The following is an 18,404-nucleotide window of genomic DNA, read 5'->3' on the forward strand; positions in this document are numbered from 1 at the left end:
GGACGGAACATGGAACGCAAGATCGCATTGGTACTGGGCGCAACGGGCGGGATCGGTGGCGCCGTCGCGCGACGGCTGAAGGCGGGCGGCTGGCACGTGCGGGCGCTGCACCGCGCGCCCGAGCGCGTGGCTGACCAGCATGGCTTCGAGTGGCACGCCGGCGACGCGATGGTCGCCCGCGACGTTGCCGCCGCGGCCGAGGGTGTGGCGCTCATCGTCCATGCGGTGAACCCGCCCGGATATCGCGACTGGGATAGGCTCGTGCTGCCGATGCTCGACAATACCATCGCCGCGGCGCGCGCCAATCGTGCCCGGATCCTCTTTCCAGGCACCGTCTACAATTACGGCCCCGACGCCTTCCCCGCGATTGCGGAGGACGCGCCGCAGCATCCCGATACCCGCAAGGGCGCCATCCGCGTCGAGATGGAGCGCCGGCTCCGTGCGTTCGCCGACAGCAAGGCGGGGAGCGTGCTGATCGTGCGCGCGGGCGATTTCTTTGGGCCGGGTGCGCTGAACACTTGGTTCGCGCAGCTGGCGCCGGCGGGCAAGCGCCCCGCTGCCGTCACCTATCCCGGTCGGCGCGGCGTCGGGCATCAATGGGCCTATCTGCCCGACGTGGCGGAGACGATGGTGCGGCTGCTTGAGACCGACGGTCTCGACGCCTTCGCCAGCTTCCACATGGAAGGGCTGTGGGATGCCGATGGTACGCAGATGACCGACGCGATCTGCCGCGCGCTCGGCGATCCCGCGGTGCCGGTTCGCAAGACACCGTGGTGGATCATGCGGCTGATGGCGCCGTTCGTCCCGACGATCCGCGAGGTGATGGAAATGAAATATCTGTGGGACCAACCGGTCCGGATGACGAATGCCGGACTTGTCGCAATGCTCGGACACGAACCGCGCACCCCGTTGGATGATGCCGTGCGCACGACGCTCAAGCGCATGGGATGCGTGTAGTGCGGGACGGGCGCGCGGTCCTAAAGCCCGTCGCGCCCGACCGTCAGCGCCGCCTTGCTCGCGTCTGCTTTCCCGGTAAGGCCCGGCACCTCGTCGAGCTGGCGCAGATCGGTAAAACGACCGCGCTCGCCACGATAGCGGACGATCTCGAATCCGTGTCCGTGCAGCCCGGGGACCTGATCGAGTTCCTCGGCGCTGGCGGTGTTGACGTCGGTGAGGGGGGCGTCGCTCATAGATTTGCCTGCTCTTCCTTGGGGAGGTCCGCGTCGGGGCCATAATACAGGGTGGCGCACTCGTCGGCGAGGCAGCCGCCCTCGATCACGATGTCGTCGCGATAGGCATCGCCGATGAAGCCCAGCGTATCGACGTGACGCGCCTCGAAATACATCGGGTGGACGTCGTCCTTGCCCGCCCCGTAGACGACGCGCCCGACCTTGGACCAGATCGAGGCCATCGTGCACATGCCGCACGGCTGCAACGTCGAATAAAGCGTCGCGCCGCGCAGTTCGAGTTCGCCCGTGTCTTCGCAGGCGCGGCGGATCGCCATCATTTCGGCGTGCGCGGTGGCATCGGGCAATTCATGCGTCTGGTTACGCTCGGCGGCGATGACCTTGCCATCGAGCACGATCACGCAGCCGAGCGGCGATGTCGACGGGTTGGAGCCTTTCGACCGTGCGACCTCGATCGCCATTCGCATGTAGGTTTCATCATCGTCGGCGCGCATCGGGATCTCCTTGTCGAGGGCGCAACGCACATCGCGCGAAATCGACGCGTCAGGCGGCGAGCGCATAGCGGCGGCAATGGTCGAGATAGCCGGCCTCGTGGCTGCCGGCGAGCGAGACCACGCTCTCCCACAGCCACGATGGCGTATCGATCGCGCTGCGACGGTCGGCCTCGAGCACGGTGATCCACGCGGCGCGTGTCGCGCTGTCCATCTGCCGGGCATGCGCCTTGCCGACGACGAAGGCGAGGTAGCGCGCCGAGCGGACCGCTTCGGCATGGTTGAACTGATCGACCTCGAGCTTGAGGTCCTGGGGTGCCAGCTCGCGGATAAACAGCGACCGTTCAAGCAGGCGGACCGCCTTCATCCGCGTTCCCAGATGCGGCGAGAGCGCGCGCGCCGCGGCGACGACGCGGTCGCCGTTATCGGCCGGCATCTCCGCGGTGGCGGCGGCGGGCGCGATCGGCGCGGTCGCCTCCTTCAGATCGACCAATGCATAGGACCGACGCCCCTTGCTCGTCTTCATCCCGACGATCGCGGCATAGCGGAGCAGCCCGAGCGAGCTGCACCCCTTCATCCAATAGGCGGCATCGACTAGATGAACTTCGCGATTGGCGGGCTTGCCCTTCATCGACAGGATGAGCTGCGCGACCTCGGGATCGGCGAAGAGATGCTCGAGCGCGGCACGTTCTTCCGCCGCCAGCGCCCAGAATTTCTTGCCGAGCGGGATGCGGGGCTCGACCGCGTCGAGCCGCTCCTTGGCGAGATGGCGCCAGCGACGGCCGAGCGCGGCGCGCTTGATGCTCCGCACCACCTCGGGCTCGACGCCCGGGTCGCCGCTGGTCGGATCGTGGATCGCGGCGGCATAGCCGTCGACCATCTCCTCCATCATGCGCGCGGTCGTGACGCCGGGCAGGTCCGATCCGCGCGCCGCGGTCGCGAGCGACAGGCCGAGCCGGATGAGGTCGTGCGCGGGATTGCCGATGACGGCCTGATCGAGGTCGCGGATCTGGATCTCGACCCGTCCCTCGCCATTGGCGAGCGGGCCGAGGTTGCCGAGGTGGCAATCGCCGCAGATCCAGATCGCAGGCCCCTCGGGCACGCGGCGCGCGGCCGGCGAGACCGCCAGCCACTCGTAGAACTTGGCCGTGTTTCCGCGAACATAGGCATGGGCCGAGCGCGCCATCTTCAGGGTGCGGGTCGCTTCCAGGATAGCGGGACGGTCGGTGGGCAGGGGCATTGGCGGGCAACCTCGATCTGTGGCGAGCGCATCAACGCGCGTCGGTCGGATTTGTAACGCAACGTTGCTGGCGCGATGGACGTCGAGCACCCGCCCGCGATCGCTGCGCGATCCTGCCGTCGCCGCCAGTCGCCACGCACCGGCGGGGGGGCGGCAGTGCTCGCACAGGGTCGACAAGCGGCAGCTGCCTTCGCTAGCGTCTCCCGGTTCCCGAAAGGACTGAAGATGCGCCATACGCTCCTGCTTGCCACTGTTGCCGCCGCGATCGGCATTGCTCCGGCCGAGGCCGCCAATCCGTTCGCGCAGCGCAGCACGCTGCCGTATCAGGCGCCGCCGTTCGACAAGATCCAAGATGGCGATTATCAGCCGGCGATCGAGCAGGGGATCGTCGAGAGCCTCGCCGAGGTCCGCGCGATCGCCGACAATCCGGCCGCGCCGACCTTCGACAACACGATCGTCGCGATGGAACGCCAGGGGCAGATGCTCGCACGCGCGCAAGCCGCGTTCGGGCAGGTGGCGCAGGCGAATACCAATCCCACGCTGCAGGCCGCGCAAGCCGCCCTGGCGCCGAAGCTCGCCGCGTACGGCGACACGATCTACCTCGACCCCAAGCTGTTCGCGCGCGTCAAGACGTTGCACGCCAACAAGGCGTCGTTGAAGCTCGATGCCGAGCAGGCGATGCTGGTCGGGGAATATTACACGTCCTTCGTTCGTGCCGGCGCGCAACTGTCGGCCGCCGATCAGACGACGCTGCGCGACCTCAACAGGCAGATTTCGACGGCCGGGATCGCCTTCCGCCAGCGGTTGCTCGCCGCCACCAAGGCGGGCGCGCTGGTGCTCGACGATCCCGCCAAGCTCGCCGGGATGACGCCGGGCGAGGTCCAGTCGGCAGCGCGCGACGCCGCCGATCGCAAGCTGCCGGGCAAGTATCTGTTGCCGCTCCAGAACACGACCGGCCAGCCCGCGCTCGAGGCGCTGAGCGACCGCGCGACGCGCAAGGCGCTGTTCGACCAGAGCTGGACGCGCACCGAAAAGGGCGACGCCAACGATACCCGCGCCGCGATCCTGCAGCTGATCGCGCTGCGCGCGCGCAAGGCCAATCTGCTCGGCTACAAGACCTGGGCGGATTATTCGCTGGCGGAGCAGATGGCCAAGACCGCGGATACCGCGCGCGGCTTCCTCGACGCGCTCGACGCCCCGACCGCGGCGGCGCAGGCAGCGCAGGTCGGTGAGCTCCAGCAGGCGATCGACGCGGAGAAGGGCGGCTTCAAGCTCGAGCCGTGGGATTGGGAATTGTACGCCGAGAAGGTCCGCAAGGCGAAGTTCGACCTCGATCTCAACGAGACCAAGCCGTATCTCGAGATCTGGAACGTGCTCGAGAACGGGGTCTTCTACGCCGCCAACCAACTCTATGGGGTGACGTTCAAGCGGCGCACCGACATCCCGACCTATCATCCCGACATTCGCGTCTATGAGGTGTTCGAAGAGGGCGGGAAGCCGCTCGGGCTCGCCTATTTCGATTATTGGAAGCGCGACAACAAGTCGGGCGGCGCGTGGATGAACAGCTTCGTGCGGCAGGCGAAGATCTTCGGGACCAAGCCGGTCATCGCGAACACCGCGAACTTCACCAAGCCCGCCGCCGGCCAGCCGGGGCTCGTGACGTTCTCGGACGTGCGGACGATGTTCCACGAGTTCGGCCATGGCCTGCACGGCTTTTTCGCGAACCAGACCTATCCGACGCTGTCGGGCACCGCGGTGGCGCGCGACTTCGTCGAATTCCCGTCGCAGTTCAACGAGCATTGGGCACTCGAGCCGCGCGTGCTCGCGCATTACGCGCACCATTACCAGACTGGCGCGGCGATGCCGCAGCCGCTGGTCGACAAGATCAAGCGCGCCGAGACGTTCAACCAGGGATACAGTTTCGGCGAGACCCTGGCCGCGGCACAGCTCGACATGGCGTGGCATTCGGTCCCGGCGACCGCGGTTCCGACCGACGTCGATGCGTTCGAGGCCAAGGCGCTTGGCGCGACCGGGCTCGACGTGGCGCACGTGCCGCCGCGCTATCGCAGCAGCTATTTCGCGCACATCTGGGGCTCGGGCTATGCGGCGGGCTATTACGCCTATCTCTGGACCGACATGATCCAGCAGAACGTCTATGACTGGTTCGAACAGCATGGCGGGATGACGCGGGCGAACGGCCAGCGGCTGCGCGACCTTGTCCTTTCGCGTGGGCATACCGAGGATTACAATGTCATGTTCCGCGCGATGACCGGGCACGAGCCGCAGGTCGCGCCGCTTCTGCGCAAGCACGGCTTGGACTTGGCGAAACCGTAACGGGGCATCGCGGCAACCTCCCGCAAGCGCCGACCGCCGGGAGGGCGGGGGCTCAGCACCGGTCGGTGGGGGCGCTCCCAACCGCGCTGCTGAGCCATCGCGTCCGATCGGCGGCTCCGTCCTATCGAACGAAGCGGCCCGCTTCGACCAGGTCCGCCGGCGATGCCGAGGTGCCGACCCACAGGGTATAGCGACCCGACGGCATCACCCAGCGATGCTGCGCGCCATCCCATACCCCGAGCGGATGGTTGCTGGCTGCCGGATCGATCGCGATCGTCACGGTCTGCGTGGCACCGGGCTCGACCGTCACGCGGCCGAACCCGACGAGGCGCTTCGGCGGCTGCTTCACTCTCAGCCGATCTGCACTCTCGGGCAGCGAGACATAGGCCTGGACGACCTCGGACCCCGCGCGGGGACCGATGTTCTTGACGTCGAGCGAGACGCTATACCCGCCCGTCCGTGGATCGGCGGCAAGTTTTGGCGCGGATGTGGCGAAGCGTGTGTAGGCCAATCCATAGCCGAATGGGAACGCCACGCAGGGGTTCGCGCCGGCAATTGGCGCGCATTTTCCGCCCGCATTCGCGTCGTACCAGCGATACCCGATGGCGAGCTTCTCGCTATACTGGACGGCCTGGAACGTGCCGCCCGCGTCGCGCACGCCGGGGAACTGATCGGCCGCGATCTCGTCGAGGAAACCCTTGCCTGCCACCGGGAAGGTGACGGGCAGTCGGCCGACCGGATCGGCACGGCCGAACAGCAGGTCGGCGACGATGCTGCCGTCTTCCTGGCCTGGAAACCATGTCTCCAAGATCGCGGGCCCTTGCGGCCCGAGCAGCGCCGGATCCATCGCCACGCTGGCATTGTCCTTCAACACCAGCACGGTCTTTTGCGGCATCGCCACGCCAGTGGTCGAGCGCGCGGCGAGGATGGCGTTGAGCATGGCGCCGGTCTGGCTCGACTTGGCGGTGTTGCCCGCGGGATCGGTCGTGGCGATCGCGCTCGGTTTGGCGACGTACCAATCGAGCGACAGGCCGGCCGCCGCCGCTGTCGCCAACTGGTGCCCGTCCTTGTCCACGAAGGTCGCGCGATCGGCGCCTTCCTCGGCATTGGTGCCGGCCATGACGACCACCGAGTCCGACGCGCCGATCGTTTCGAGCGCCTTGGCGAACGGGACCGTCACCCCGTCGACCGTCGCGCTGGCATTGGCGTCGTCGATCAGCACCAGCTTGACCACCGCGTCGCCGCGCCCGAGGTCGCGTAGCGCGGTGCGGATGCCATCGACCGGGGAAACGGTGTAGTCCGGCACCACGTCCGAGCTTCCGCCGCCCGCACCCATCGCCTTGCCGAGGATCGAGCCGCCCGCGATCGCCTGTTGCGCATAGGGTTGCGAGGCCTTGCCGACGAGCGCGATGCTGCGTGCCGTTGGCGAGAGCGGCAGGGCGCCGTTATTCTGCAGCAGCACCGCCGCGCGCGTGCCGATCCGCCGCGCGGCTTTCCCGCCCGCGACGAAATCGATCGGCGTCTGGACGAGCTTGCGGTCGAAGATCCCGGCCTTGAACATCTGCGTGTAGCGCCGTTCGAGCGCGGTATCGATCTGGCCGATCGACAGGCTGCGCTGGTCGATCGCGGCGCCGATCTTGTCGGGCGACCAATAGAGCGGGGTCGGCATTTCGTGATCGGTCCCCGCCGCGAGCGACGGGACCGTGTTCTTCAGCGCGAAGAAATCGGTCTGGACGTAGCCGCTGAATTTCCAGTCGTCGCGCAGCACGCCGGTCAGCATCGCCGTGTTGGCGCACGCCTGCAGGCCGTTGAGATAATTGTACGAACACATGATCGCGGCGACCTTGCCGTCCTTCACGCTCATCTCGAACGGCAGCAGATACAGCTCGCGCAGGACCTGATCGTCGACGGTCTCGCGGATCGTCATCCGGTTGGTTTCCTGCTCGTTGGCGACGAAATGCTTCGCCATCGCGATGATCCCGGCCGACTGCACCGCCTTGGTCTCGGCGACCGCCATCGTGCCGGCGAGATAGGGGTCCTCGCCGAAATATTCGAAATTACGGCCGAGGATCGGCAGGCGCGCGAGGTTCATCCCCGGCGCCTCGAAGACGTGCAGCGCGAGATTGTTCATCTCCGTCGCGATGACGCCGCCAAAATCGGTCGCGACGCGCGGATCGAACGATGCCGCCACCGCCATGCCCGACGGGAGCGCGGTCGCGTGTGCCGAGCTCGGGTGCGTGTAGGGGGCAAAGAAGGGCGCGTTGCCCGCCGGGCGCGCCTTTTCCACCTCGAGCGAGACGCAGTCGTTCTGCCCGACCCCTACCGGCCCATTGGTGATCCGGAAGGTCGGGATGGCGAGCTCGGCGATGCCCGTGACGTGGCGCGCGCCGAAGCAATTGGGCAGTTCGGGAAGGACCGACGGTGCGCTACCGGTCAATTGCTGGAGTTTCTGCGCGAGCGACATCGCCGCGACCAGCTGACGCGCGCGGGACCGGGCGATCGCCTCCTTCGCTGCATCGGCGCGGGCGGCCGCTTGTTTCGCGACGACGGCGGGTGCCATCCAGGACGGGGGCGTCGATGCGAGCGCCGTGCCGGGAAGGCTCAGCGCCAGCGCGGCGGCTCCCGCGAAATGGGCGATGCGCGCGGTCCGAATGGTCATTTTCTACTCTCCTATAGGGCCGCTTCACGCGGCCTCGTCACTTCGCGCGCGGTGTGGCCTTGGCGTCGTAATAGGTCGCCAGGACGCCAAACGCCTGCTTGCGCTCGCCCGTCTCGGAGATCAGCCCCTTGCGGTTCCAGCCTTGCTGGAAGTCGGGATTCTGCCGTCGCGGCGAGCGGAAATCCTTGAGGATCCACGGCGACATGCCGCGCAGCGTCGGCACCCGATCGGCCATCGCCAGCGTCGCGCGGTAATAAGCGGCTTGATATTCCTCGGAGAATTTCTGCGGAGCGGCACCGATATCGTGGAAGCCGGCGCGGGCATCGGCGCCGAATTCGGAAAAGACCAGCGGCTTGCCGACGGGCACGCGCCAGCTGATGCCGGGCACGTCGGCGAGCCGATCGGGCGTGTACCACCCGTTATAGGTGTTGATCGCCAGCACATCGAGCACGTCGGCGAGCGGATCGGCCATCGTCATCACCGGCCCGGTCGTGCCCTCCGAGCGTTCGACCAGCAGCGCCGCGCTGACGAGCCGCGTGTCGTCGAGCGCGCGTACGTCGCTGACCAGGGTGCGCAGGAAGGTGTTGCGCGCGTCGGTCACCGGGGTTTCGTTGGCGACGCTCCAGATCGCGATCGAGGCGCGGTTGCGGTCGCGCAGGATGTTCTCTGCGACCATGTTGCGCGCGGTCGCCAGCGTATCGGGGTTGGACCAGGCGACGAGCCAGTAGACCGGCACCTCGCTCCACACGATCAGGCCCATTTCGTCGGCCATCCGAGTCATCACTTCGGAATGCGGATAGTGCGAGAGCCTGACATAGTTGCCGTGCAGGCCATCCTTGATCTCGCCCAGCAAAGCACGGGCCGCCGCCGGGGTGATCGCGCGCGTTGGCTCGGTGCCGATCTCCTCTTCGTGCAGCGAAATGCCGCGCAGGAAGATCGGCTTGCCGTTGAGCAGGATGTCGGTGCCGCGGACTTCGATCGTGCGGAACCCGATGCGATCGCGCCACGTGTCGGCACCGGCGGCGATCGTCACATCATAGAGTTGCGGCCGCTCGGGCGACCAGCGGATCAGCGCGCGGGGGGCGGCGACGGTCGCGCGCCAATCGCCGTTCGCGTCGGTGCGGCCCGCCAGATCGAGACCGAGCTTGGCGATGCGCAGATGCAGCGGCTGATCGCCGGCCTGCGGGCCGCGCAGATGCGCTTCGACCGCCAGCTTGCCGTCGCGCGTCATGCGGACCCAGGCGTCATCGACATAGGTATCGGGCGTCGTGATCAGCCGGACGGCGCGGGTGATGCCGCCGTAATTTTCCCAGTCGGTGACCGGCGGTGGCACGGTGGCCGGAGTCGCCTGGGAATCGACCCCGACCGTGATCTGATTGTCGCCGTCGCGCAGCAGGCCGGTGACGTCGAACGCGAAGGGGGTGAAGCCGCCTTCGTGGCGCCCGAGCGGCTTGCCGTTGAGATAGACCACGGTTGCGTAATTGGCGGCGCCGAAACGGAGGAAGCTGCGCCCCGTGCGCTGCGCGGGGGCGGGGAAGCTTCGCTGATACCACATCAGCCCCTGATAGTGCCGCAGTTCGGGCGCCTCGGTGAGCCAGGACGAGGGCAGGGTGGTGACCGGCGAGTGCGGCAGGTCGAATTCGAACAGCGCGCGATTGTCGTCGCGCATCGCCTTGCCGACATCGAGATCGAGATAGCGTTGTTGCGACAGCCCCGGCACTTCGCCGTGGAAGCCGGCCAGTCCCGAGCGGAACGGGTCGATCGAATAATGCCACGGCCCCGACAGATCGACCCCGTCGCGCATGTCGGCCGAGGCGAGCAGCGGACTGTTCTTGACGGTCGCCAGCGTCAGCGGCTGCGGGGCAACCTCCTGCGCCGCGACAGGCGCCGCACCGACGAGCACCGCCGCCACCAAATACCGAATCTTGCGGGTCATCTGCACGTCAGCGCTCCTCTGGGTTGATCTGGGGTTGTGCCGCGTCGGCGCGCGCGAAGGCGATGCCGCGTTCGAGCCCGCGCAACTCGGCGAGCCCGCGCATCCGGCCGAGCAGCGAATAGCCCGGGTTGGTGCGCTTGGTCAGATCGTCGAGCATCTGGTGCCCATGATCGGGCCGCATCGGCAAAGAAATCCCGCGCCGTTCCTGCAGTCGGTGCACCGCGCCGACGATCGCCGCCATGTTGGCATCGCCCTCGAGGTGCGGGGCTTCGTGGAAGGCGCCATCCGGTTCGCGCTGGACGGATCGCAAATGGAGAAAGCCGATCCGGTCGCCGAGCCGATCGACCATGCCCGGCAGATCGTTGTCGGCACGAACCCCGAACGAGCCCGCGCAGAAGCATAGCCCATTGGCGCGGCTCGGCACGCGCGCGAACAGGTCGGCGAGGTCCGCCTCGGTGCTCACCGTGCGCGGCAGGCCGAAGATCGGGAAGGGTGGGTCGTCGGGATGGACGACGAGGTGCACGCCGACCTCTTCGGCCACCGGGCAAACGGCTTCGAGAAAGGCGATGTGGTTGGCGCGCAACCGATCGGGGCCGATCTCGGCATAGGTGTCGATCGCCGCCTGGAATTCGGCCTGGGTGAAGCTCTCTTCGCTGCCCGGCAATCCGGCGATGATCGTTCGCGCCAATGCGGTCCGCGCGGTGTCGTCCATCGCCTCGAAGCGGCGGGCCGCGGCCTCGACCAGCGCAGGCGCGTAGTCGGCGGCGGCACCGGGTCGGCGCAGGATATGGATGTCATAGGCCGCGACCGCCTCGAGCTCGAACCGCAACGCCAGCGCGCCATCGGGCATCGCCCAGGCCAGATCGGTGCGGGTCCAGTCGAGCAGCGGCATGAAGTTGTAGGTGACGACGCTAATGCCGCACGCCGCCAGATTACGCAGGCTCTCGCAATATTGTGCGATCAAGCGGTCGCGCTCGGCCCCACGCGTTTTGATCGCTTCGTGCACGGGCAGGCTCTCGACCACGCTCCAGCCGAGCCCGGCCTGCTCGATCATGGCCTTGCGCGCGGCGATCGCGGCGCGCGGCCAGACGTCGCCGTTCGCCACCTCGTGCAGCGCGGTCACCACTTCGCTTGCGCCGGCCTGGCGGATATCGCGGAGGGGCACCGGGTCGGTGGGGCCGAACCAGCGCATCGTCTGTGTCATCGCCATCAAGATCAGTGCTCCCGGGCCGTGACGCCGATGCCGGCGGGGCCCTCAACGTGTCTGTCTATTGCGCGGGCTTGAACTCGAAGCTCATTCCGGCTGCCTTGCCGGGCTGAAAGCCTTTCCACAGCGTCGCGGCGGGCGGGCCGGGGCTGTATTCGGTATGGCGCCCGGGGGGCAGACCCGCCCATGCGCCATCGTTCGAATTGGGCACCAGCCCGTTGAGATAGCTGGCCTTGGCGGTGTCATCCTTGACGTAGCGATCGAGAAACGCGGTGATGAAATGCGCCTCGACCGCCAGCAGCCGGTCCTTGCGCCACACCGCATCCTCGAACCAGTCCTTGTCCCAGAACGAATGCTGCATCGCCGACGGCGCGCCGATCAGGCCGATGCTGTGGCCGGCCTCGCGAAAGGTGAGCAGATAGCGCGGCGCGTGGACGGCTTCGTCGAACAGGGTGCGCACGCCGGGCGCATAGCCGACGGTATGGTCCTGGCTGCCGACGATGAACAGGGTCGGGGCCTTGAGCGCGCCGACGCCGGGCGCCGCCCATAGCGGCGTGCCACGGATCACGCTAGCGGGCGAAATCGCCACCACCGCCTTGAGGTTGGCGACCTTGAGCATGTCGGCCTCTCGGGCGCCAGCGACATACGGCGCGAGCACGCCGCGCGTGGCGGCCGCGAGACCCGGGTCGAGCGGCGCGCCCGCCGCGGTCAAAACGCCGTAGCCGCCCATCGAATAGCCGATCAGCGCGGTCCGCGTCGCGTCGGCGCTGGCGAACAGGCCTTGCCCGGCGCTCGCGCGCCGCTGCGCCTCGGCCGCGACGAAGGCGATGTCGAGCGGTCGGCGCGTGATCGGCCCGGCCGCGGCGGCGGCGGTGCGGATCGTGATCGAGGGATCGCGAAACGCCGGGGTGACGACGACATAGCCCTTGCTCGCGAGATTTTCGCCGAGCCAGGACAGCACCTCAGGCGTGTTGCTGTAGCCATGCGCGAGGATGACGAGCGGAAAGCGGCCCGTCGCGGCTTTCGCGCCGGGGGTGGCGATGCCGGGTACGGTAAAGACGACGTCGTGGCCGTCCTCGCCTGGCAAGCCGGTGCGATAGAGCGTGCCGCGCCCCGCGGCGGCGGCAGGATACCAGATCTTGAGCGGCAAATGCCGGTCGGCGACCGTCGGCGCATCGGTTCCGGTCAGCGGATCGGCCTGTGCCGGTTGGACGAACTCCACGTCCGCGACCCCGACCGGATGCGTGCCGAGCCGAGCGAGTTCCGGCGCGTCGATGCCGGGCCGGGCCTGCGCGGCCTGGGCCGGCGCGTCTCCGGCCGGCGCATGCTGCGCCGGGGCACCGCTGGCAAGGAGCGCCCCGGCACCACAGGCGGCGAGCGCGATCTTTAGTCTGTGCTGCATCATACTGTCCCTGATCACGTCCGATGCCAGCTCCGTGGGGGCGACCACGCCGCCCCCACGCATACGCTTAGAAGTTAAGCCCGAACCGGACCCCGCCATAGCGCCGGAAATCGCGCGGCAGGATCGCCTGCGTCGCCTGCAGGTTGCCGAAATTGCCTGCAGTGTTCACCAAAGCCGGGAAATATTGCTTGTCGAACAGATTGTTGACGAAGCCGACGACTTCCCAGCGGCGGTTGGCATCGCGAATGCCGAGGCCGATATTGAAGATGCTGTAGGCCTTCTGGATCGTCTCGGGATCCTGCGACAGCGAATAGTTGACCGTGCTGGTATATTGCCAGTTGATCTGCGCGACGCCGCGCAGCGTATCGCCGATCGCCGGCGAATAATCCGCCCCGGCCGACAGCTTCCATTCGGGCGCCTGCGCCGCGCGCGCGCCGGCCAGGTTCTGGCGCGCCGGCGAGCCGGTGCACCCCTGCGCCGCGGTCTGCCCGATATAGCATTGCGCGACCGGGAACGACTTGATCCGCGCATCGAGATAGGTCGCGGCGGCATTCACCGACACGTCGCTGCCGATCCGTGCCGAGCTCTCGACCTCGACCCCGCGCGTGTTGAGCTTGCCGACATTGGCGAGGCGGAAATTCTGCGTGCCGTCGGCGAGCGTCTCGATCCCCTGCGCCTGGAGGTTGGTGAAGTTGGTATCGAACACCGTGGCGTTGAGCGTCACGCGGCGATTGAGGAACTGCGTCCGCACGCCGAATTCGAAGTCGCGCGAGGTCTCGGGCTTGATCGGCCCGGCAAGCGCACGGTTGGCGTTGAAGCCGGTGGTCAGATCGTAGGTCTGGCCCTTGTATCCGGTCGAATAGGTGCCGAACACGCTCACGTCGCGCGTGAATTCGTAGCGCAGGCTGACGCGGTGCGTCTCCGCGGTATCCTCGGCGCCGCCGCTGAAGAAGGCGTTACCGTTCTGGATGTCGCGGAAGGTGTAGTTGATCTTCTCGTTCTGGACGCGAAGCCCGCCGGTCAGCGTCGCCTTGGGCAGGAACTCCCAATCGGCCTGGACGAAGCCCGCGAGCTGGCGCGAATCCGAGGTGGCGAACCAGTTGGCGAGCGAGAAGGCGGGGCCGCGATAGAAGGGACGGTTGAAGTCGACCTTCGCGAAATAGGCGCCGAGCGTGTAGCGGAACGGCTTGTCGCCCGGCGACTGCAGCCGCAATTCCTGCGTGACGAGCTTGGAATTGAACGTGCCGATCTGGACGTTGCTGCCGATCGGCACCGACAGCGCAGTGTCGTCCTGATCGAGGAAGTCGTTGAGCTGGAACCTGTCGTACGAGGTGATCGACACCAGCGTCAGGTCGCCGAGCCCGAACTCGCCGCGCAGATAGCCGCCATAGCCTTCGTAATTGGTCCGCGCGTTGTAATTGTTGCTGATCTTGTCGTTCTGCGTGCTCGGCGTGAAGCCGGGGAACACCACCGCTTGCGTCAGGCCAGCGGTGTTGCGGAACAGCGCGTTGGGCGCGACGCGGATGAAGGGGCGACCGACGTCGGTCTTGCCGTTCAGATAGTTGGCCGACAACGTGATGGTGACGTCGTCGCTCGGCTTCCAGCGCAGCTTGCCGCGCGTGTTGATCGTGCGGCGGCCATTGACGTCCTTGCCGTTGAAGACGTTGCGCACGTTCCCGTCATAGAAATTGTAGCTTCCCGAAAAGACATAGCCGAGCTCAGGGCTGATCGGCCCCGACAGGCTGAAATTGCCGCCATATTCCTGGTCGCTCGTCACCAGCGCATTGGCGCGCGCGTGGAAGGTCGGGGTCGGGTCGCGGGTAATGATGTTGATCAGGCCGGCCGAGGCTGCCTTGCCGTACAGGGTGCTCTGCGGCCCGCGCAGCACCTCGATCCGCTCGACGTCGGGCAGATCGGAAAAGGCGCGTGCCTGGAAGGCGAGCGGGACTTCGTCGACCAGCACCGCGACGCTCGGCTCGACGCCGATGCCGAAGGCGAATGTGCCGACGCCGCGGAGCGAGACGTTGGCGTTGACGGGATGTTCGGCGGGGCGGACGACCAGCGACGGCGCGACGCGGCCGAGGTCCTGGAATTCGCGCACGCCTGCGGCCTGCAGCTGCGCGGGTTGCAGAACCGAGACCGCAAGCGGCACGTCCTGCACGTTCTCGGCGCGCTTGTTGGCGGTGACGATGATGTCGGTTGCGCTGTCAGGGTCGGGTGCGACGCTGCTGGTCGGGCCGCCGGGTGCGCTTTGCGACGGCGCGGTCAGGCCGCCTGGAGTGGCAGTCTGTGCCAGCGCGGGTGTCGCACCGACGAGCATTGCCGCGACCAAGGCGCGACGGCACACAGAATTGCGCAGGTGTATCATGCTGTTCCTCCCCCAATCAGACCGCAACTTCTTTGTCGTTTGCGGACCCGTTAGAGCTAGAAAGTATCAAATGGTATGACCACATGCAAGGGGTTGTCTGACCTGCCGGTCCGTCGCATTTCGAATATGCTTGGGAGAGGCCGTCGTGCTGGCGTTACAGCGCTATGGGTGATCTCGGACGAGCGTGCAGGTGCCAGTGTGACCTGACCAATCGGGGCTCGAGTCGAAGATCACGCCGTTCGTGCATCTGCCAGATCGATACGACACAGCTTTCTTAGACCGAATCGCGCCTTTCCACCGGTAAGAACCTTGGGCAGGCGCGCGGCGGCGATCCCGGCTATGGCGACGTTAAAAGGCGTTGCGGTGGAGCAGCACGCCCGTCGTCGCGGCAAGAATGCGGATGTCCCGCCAGATCGTCCAGCCACGCATATAGGAGATGTCTGCGCGCAGGCGGTTTTCGAGATCTTCGGGCACCGCCGTGGCGCCGCGAAAGCCGTTGATCTGAGCAAGGCCGGTGATGCCTGGCTTGACCGCATGTCGATACCAATAGTGCCGATCGACTTCCCAGAACAATTTGTCGCCGGCGAGCGACCCGAGCGCGTGCGGGCGCGGGCCGACGATGCTCATCGTGCCGCGCAGGACGTTGAGGATCTGGGGGAGTTCGTCGATGCTGGTCGCGCGGATGAAGCGACCGACGCGGGTGATGCGCGGATCGTCCCGCTCGGTCGAGCGGTCGCCGGCGATGTCGCACGCGTCGATGCGCATGCTTCGGAACTTGAGGATCGAAAACAGCGCGTTGCCGCGGCCCATGCGCGGTTGGCGAAACAGCACCGGGCCGGGGCTGTCGAGCCGGATCGCGATCGCGACGCCCAGCAGCACCGGCCAGAGCAACGCGAGCGTGGCGAGCGAAACGCCGATGTCGAAGGCGCGCTTGAGGATCCGGTTGAGCGTGTCGAGCGGCCCGAGCGACACCACGACCGAGGCGCAATCGGCAAACGACGACAAGCGCACCGCGCCGATCGCCATCAGGTCGGGCGTCACGATCTCGCCCTGCACATTGGCGCCCTTGAGCGTCACTGCCCACGCCTCGCGGCGCTCGCCGGGGCAGGCGAGCACGACGCGCTCGGCGCCGCCGATCGCCGCGCTCAACCGGTCGAGCGCGTGGGGATCGGTCGGGTCTGGGCACAGGCCGTAAACGCCGGTGTCGAGCGATCGCACGCCCGGCGGCACGTCGATCGGGGCGCCGTCGATCAGCACGATCGTCGCGATCGGATGGCCACCGAGCAGGGGTAGGGCGATGCGGTGGATCAGCGCGCGCGTGCCGATCAGCGCGATCCCGCTCAAGATGCCGCCGATCGGCACGACGCTGCGCGATATGTCGATCTGCGCGTGAATCGCGAAGGCGACGATCCCGGACACGGCGATCGCGGTGACGAGCGCGGTGATCGCGTCGTGCGCGGTGCGGCGCCAATTGGTGAAGAACCGCCCGCTATAGGGTTTGCGCTGGAACGCGATGCCGTAATAGACCGGGAGCATCACCGTTAAGCTCGTCAGTCCGGCGGGATCGAACGGGGTACCGAAGCGGATCAGGGTGGCGAGCAGGAAGGCGATGCTGATCGCGACGCCATCGCCCAAGGCGAGCGCAGCATAGATGCACAGGCGGATTTCGCGCCGCCAGGTCGATCCGGCAACGCTCGTCGCGAGCGGGACGTTTCCAGCTGCGACGAACTCAGCCTCGTACTTCATGCCCGCCGCCGGGCTCGGTCGGCCTCCCGCACGACGGGCGACACCAAGGGTTCGACCGACGGCATGCCGCTCGCATGGTCGGCGATCGCCGCTTGCATCGCGGCTTCGGCGATCTCGTAATAGCGCGTCCGCGCTTCGCTACCGTTGAAATGGTGATCGGCGCGTTCGAGCATGACGAGACGCGCGGGGGCATAAGCGGCAAGGCGCCGCCCGGCCCGCCCGAAATGCACCCAGACGTCGGACAGGCCGGGGTCCTCGTCGCTGAAGACCAATACGCTGTGAACGCGCCGCGCCGTCATCGCCTGCATCTGCTCGCGCACCACCGCCAGCGGAGATCCTGCGGCGGGCGGCAGCAGGCTGCGCACGGCATGGCCGGCGCGTGCGATGCCGCGCTTGGCGAGCACGCGCGCGACGCCTACCAGATCGGCCTGACCAGTCAGCGCGCGTCGCCACTCGCCGGGGTTGCGCATCGAGCGGATATAGGAACGCAGCGTGCGCTTGTTGTTGCGCACCGCGACGCGGATGTCGTCCCCGTAATTCCACACAAATTTCTGTAGATTGACGATCACGCTGCCGACGATGCGCGGGTCGGCGATGCTCGCCTGGAGCGCGGTGTGCGCGCCCGAGCACAACCCGAACGCGACGCCCTTGCCGAACCCGGCATGCGCTAGCCAGTCCATGGCGGCGCGGACTTCGCCTTGGCGTTCGGGATCGTAATGCGGATTGCGGCCATTGCCGAACGCCGGGCTGTCTCCCATCCCCGAAAGGTCCATACGCAGCGAAGCGATGCCGGCGCGCGCGAGCTGCCGGGCGAGCGCGACATAGGCGCGGCCGTTGCCGATATGGTGCGTGCTGCCTTCATGCAGCAGCAGCGCGGCGACCGGCGCTGCTGTGCGCTCCGACGGGGCGCACAGCATGCCGAACACCGCATCGCCCGCACCGAAGCGGATCGGCGTTTCGCGACATCCACCGATCTCTAGCGTTTCGGTGACCGCGACGGCCGGGGCGGCGGGGACGGCCCCGACGGCGCGCGACAGTGTGCACAGCCACGCCTCGACCATCGCAAAGGTGGCGTAGGGGGTCTTGTGCGTCGTCGGATCCTGCATGAACCCGTCATAATCGGCGAAGGCACAGTCGGTGACGCTGCCGCCGGCGTCGCGCACGGCAGTCGTGAAGGCCGCGGCGCGGCGATCGGTCCGTGCGATCGCCATGAATGCGTGGGGAATACGGAGCGAGGCGCTCGCCAAATCGATCGCCGCGACATCGGCCTGGAGCGCGGCGCTCCAGTGGAAGCCGTTGGTGTTGAGCGGTAGCCCCGCATCGGCCTTGGGCACGGGATCGAGCTTCGACAGGCTTGCGACGCTGGCCGAAGCGCGCGTCTCGCGGAGGAACGCCTGGCCCGAAACGACGGGGGCCAGCAGCGCTACTCCTGCGATCCCGGCGAGATCGGGCGTCGCGAGCGCGGCGAGCGCGGCACCGAGCCGGACCCCGCACAAGGCGACCGCGCTCACCCCGGTCTGCTGCCGCAGGCAATCGACAGCCCGCGCGACATCCTCGACCATGCTCGCGACCGAAACCGCGACATCGGCGCTGTCGCCGGTGCCACGATAGTCGAGGCGCAGTGTCGGCAGACCGGCGGCGGCGAGCCGCTCGGCGAGTTCCATCATGCCGTGATGCGTGCAGACCTCTTCCTGCGCGAAGGCCGGGCACAGCACGACGCCCAGCGCGCGCGCCGGGTCGCCCATGGTGGCCGTCGGCCCGGCAGGCTCATGGAGCCAGCCGAACCGGCCTTCGAAGAACAACGGCGTCATGCGTGCGGCCCCCACCACGATCG

12 protein-coding genes are annotated in these 18,404 nt (G+C 67.6%); 2 read left to right on the forward strand and 10 right to left on the reverse strand.

All coding sequences use genetic code 11. From position 1 onward, the window contains the following. Positions 1-9: 9 nt before the first annotated feature. Positions 10-957, forward strand: coding sequence for an NAD-dependent epimerase/dehydratase family protein (locus EAH76_RS19195; protein WP_140851882.1), 948 nt, complete (start codon positions 10-12; stop codon positions 955-957). Positions 958-977: 20 nt separating this feature from the next. Here the strand turns inward: EAH76_RS19195 and EAH76_RS19200 are convergent, their stop codons facing one another. Genes EAH76_RS19200 through EAH76_RS19210 form a run of 3 tightly spaced genes read right to left on the reverse strand, consistent with a single transcriptional unit; the run spans position 978 to position 2,918 of the window. Beyond that, a complete protein-coding gene (locus tag EAH76_RS19200; protein WP_140851883.1) occupies positions 978-1,190 on the reverse strand; it encodes a helix-hairpin-helix domain-containing protein in 213 nt (70 codons plus the stop codon). Next, positions 1,187-1,681 (reverse strand): nucleoside deaminase, encoded by a 495-nt coding sequence (locus EAH76_RS19205; RefSeq protein WP_140851884.1) that lies wholly within the window; start codon positions 1,679-1,681, stop codon positions 1,187-1,189. The genes EAH76_RS19200 and EAH76_RS19205 overlap by 4 nt, the downstream gene beginning before the upstream one ends. 49 nt (positions 1,682-1,730) lie before the next feature. After that, positions 1,731-2,918: a DUF2252 family protein gene (locus EAH76_RS19210; RefSeq protein WP_140851885.1), complete on the reverse strand. Its 1,188-nt coding sequence runs from the start codon at positions 2,916-2,918 to the stop codon at positions 1,731-1,733. A gap of 225 nt (positions 2,919-3,143) precedes the next feature. On the opposite strand from EAH76_RS19210, the gene EAH76_RS19215 reads away from it, so the two are divergent. Beyond that, positions 3,144-5,252, forward strand: a complete 2,109-nt coding sequence (locus EAH76_RS19215; RefSeq protein WP_140851886.1) for a M3 family metallopeptidase — start codon at positions 3,144-3,146, stop codon at positions 5,250-5,252. Positions 5,253-5,373: 121 nt separating this feature from the next. Here EAH76_RS19215 and EAH76_RS19220 read toward each other — a convergent pair whose 3' ends face one another. From EAH76_RS19220 to EAH76_RS19250, 7 genes are all read right to left on the reverse strand, one after another. Beyond that, positions 5,374-7,911, reverse strand: coding sequence for a beta-glucosidase family protein (locus EAH76_RS19220; protein ID WP_206667907.1), 2,538 nt, complete (start codon positions 7,909-7,911; stop codon positions 5,374-5,376). A gap of 37 nt (positions 7,912-7,948) precedes the next feature. After that, on the reverse strand, positions 7,949-9,847 hold the full coding sequence (locus tag EAH76_RS19225; protein ID WP_140851887.1) for a glycoside hydrolase family 2 protein: 1,899 nt from the start codon (positions 9,845-9,847) through the stop codon (positions 7,949-7,951). A 7-nt stretch (positions 9,848-9,854) separates the two neighbouring features. Continuing rightward, positions 9,855-11,051 (reverse strand): mannonate dehydratase, encoded by a 1,197-nt coding sequence (uxuA, locus tag EAH76_RS19230; protein WP_241659796.1) that lies wholly within the window; start codon positions 11,049-11,051, stop codon positions 9,855-9,857. Positions 11,052-11,115: 64 nt separating this feature from the next. Then, entirely contained in the window at positions 11,116-12,456 is a 1,341-nt protein-coding gene (locus EAH76_RS19235; RefSeq protein WP_140851889.1) for an alpha/beta hydrolase family protein, read from the reverse strand. Between the two features lie 67 nt (positions 12,457-12,523). Next, the gene (locus EAH76_RS19240; protein WP_241659797.1) at positions 12,524-14,824 is read right to left on the reverse strand and encodes a TonB-dependent receptor; all 2,301 of its coding nucleotides are present in this window, start codon (positions 14,822-14,824) and stop codon (positions 12,524-12,526) included. A 348-nt stretch (positions 14,825-15,172) separates the two neighbouring features. Then, on the reverse strand, positions 15,173-16,570 hold the full coding sequence (locus EAH76_RS19245; RefSeq protein WP_140851890.1) for a sugar transferase: 1,398 nt from the start codon (positions 16,568-16,570) through the stop codon (positions 15,173-15,175). After that, a complete protein-coding gene (locus EAH76_RS19250) occupies positions 16,567-18,381 on the reverse strand; it encodes a serine aminopeptidase domain-containing protein (RefSeq protein WP_140851891.1) in 1,815 nt (604 codons plus the stop codon). Before EAH76_RS19250 ends, EAH76_RS19245 begins: the two co-directional genes overlap by 4 nt. Positions 18,382-18,404 lie beyond the last annotated feature (23 nt).

This window comes from Sphingomonas glacialis (genome assembly GCF_006439055.1).
Classification (GTDB): domain Bacteria; phylum Pseudomonadota; class Alphaproteobacteria; order Sphingomonadales; family Sphingomonadaceae; genus Sphingomonas; species Sphingomonas glacialis_A.

Coding starts and splice junctions, on each gene's coding strand:
- EAH76_RS19200 (WP_140851883.1), bottom strand. CDS start 1,190: ATGAGCGACGCCCCCCTCACCGACGTCAACACCGCCAGCGCCGAGGAA.
- EAH76_RS19210 (WP_140851885.1), bottom strand. CDS start 2,918: ATGCCCCTGCCCACCGACCGTCCCGCTATCCTGGAAGCGACCCGCACC.
- EAH76_RS19225 (WP_140851887.1), bottom strand. CDS start 9,847: ATGACCCGCAAGATTCGGTATTTGGTGGCGGCGGTGCTCGTCGGTGCG.
- uxuA (WP_241659796.1), bottom strand. CDS start 11,051: ATGACACAGACGATGCGCTGGTTCGGCCCCACCGACCCGGTGCCCCTC.
- EAH76_RS19215 (WP_140851886.1), top strand. CDS start 3,144: ATGCGCCATACGCTCCTGCTTGCCACTGTTGCCGCCGCGATCGGCATT.
- EAH76_RS19235 (WP_140851889.1), bottom strand. CDS start 12,456: ATGCAGCACAGACTAAAGATCGCGCTCGCCGCCTGTGGTGCCGGGGCG.
- EAH76_RS19245 (WP_140851890.1), bottom strand. CDS start 16,570: ATGAAGTACGAGGCTGAGTTCGTCGCAGCTGGAAACGTCCCGCTCGCG.
- EAH76_RS19240 (WP_241659797.1), bottom strand. CDS start 14,824: ATGATACACCTGCGCAATTCTGTGTGCCGTCGCGCCTTGGTCGCGGCA.
- EAH76_RS19250 (WP_140851891.1), bottom strand. CDS start 18,381: ATGACGCCGTTGTTCTTCGAAGGCCGGTTCGGCTGGCTCCATGAGCCT.
- EAH76_RS19205 (WP_140851884.1), bottom strand. CDS start 1,681: ATGCGCGCCGACGATGATGAAACCTACATGCGAATGGCGATCGAGGTC.
- EAH76_RS19220 (WP_206667907.1), bottom strand. CDS start 7,911: ATGACCATTCGGACCGCGCGCATCGCCCATTTCGCGGGAGCCGCCGCG.
- EAH76_RS19195 (WP_140851882.1), top strand. CDS start 10: ATGGAACGCAAGATCGCATTGGTACTGGGCGCAACGGGCGGGATCGGT.